General features: G+C 32.7%; 2 protein-coding genes. Both read left to right on the top strand.

Annotated elements, in window-relative coordinates:
* A partial coding sequence (locus RR45_RS10880) for a CdiA family toxin C-terminal domain-containing protein (RefSeq protein ID WP_072353583.1) occupies positions 1-476 on the top strand: 476 nt, incomplete at its 5' end.
* 12 nt (positions 477-488) lie between these two features.
* Positions 489-875 (top strand): hypothetical protein, encoded by a 387-nt coding sequence (locus RR45_RS10885; protein ID WP_031365946.1) that lies wholly within the window; start codon positions 489-491, stop codon positions 873-875.
* The last annotated feature ends 95 nt before the right edge of the window (positions 876-970 follow it).

The following is a 970-nucleotide window of genomic DNA, read 5'->3' on the forward strand; positions in this document are numbered from 1 at the left end:
AGATGTGGGAGGCTGAGAGAATTGCCAATAAACTGGACGATATTCCGATAGGGTCTAATGCAGCAAATCATTTGAAGAATGTGGAGGGATTTAGTAGGACAGGAATTAGTGGCGGTCATAATGCTAATGCTTTTTTAGGAAGCTTAGACGATGTAGGTGGAAGAATTGTTTCAGAAACACCTCATCCAAGTATTCCAGGGATTAAAGAAGTATATTATGAAATTCCTAAAAAAGGGATTGATGGGAAACCATTGGCGCCACCAGAATATAAAATTCTTAAAGAACCAAAAACTATTTACAATCCCAATATTATTAGTGATAAACAAATATATGAATGGGGACAAGAGGCTCTAGAAAACGGAGTTATAAGTGGTAATAATGGGGAGTTTATAGATGGGGTGTCCAGCAATGGATTAAGGTTTAGAGGATACATTAGGGATGGAAAAATAACTAATTTCTATCCTATACTAAAATAGAAGAGGTAATATATGCCAATTACAGTCTTAGATGAAAAAGAAAAAGAAACATTACTTATAGGGTATAAAACTTTTATCCATAAACGAAGTTTAAAAGAATTTGCTAAAAAAATAGGTTATGGAGATGATGGCGGTGGTTATATGGAACTTATATTCAAAGAAGTTTTGATTGATGATCCATATGAATATCAACAAGAATTGTCAGAAATTAAGGATAGACAAGTGTTACTTTCAGCTATTCCACCAGCAGCTCCAGTAGAAGAAAATCTATATCTTGATTTTGATGAATTTTACAATTATTTAGCTGAGGTTGTTGACGAAAGAATTTCTGAAAGTCCTGAAGATAAAGAGGAATATGAACAGCTTTTAGCAGAAGTAAAAATAGCTTTAGAATTATAAAATAAAAGATAAGTTATCATATCAATATGAGCAAAGCACAAAAATTATGCTTTGCTTTTTCTGCTAAAGTTGAAATCAAATGGTCAGCAATGAAC

It is taken from the genome of Pseudolactococcus chungangensis CAU 28 = DSM 22330 (assembly GCF_002441885.1).
Lineage (GTDB): Bacteria > Bacillota > Bacilli > Lactobacillales > Streptococcaceae > Pseudolactococcus > Pseudolactococcus chungangensis.

Excerpts from the sequence above, each read along its gene's own strand:
- RR45_RS10885 (WP_031365946.1), top strand. The coding sequence starts at position 489 with ATGCCAATTACAGTCTTAGATGAAAAAGAAAAAGAAACATTACTTATA.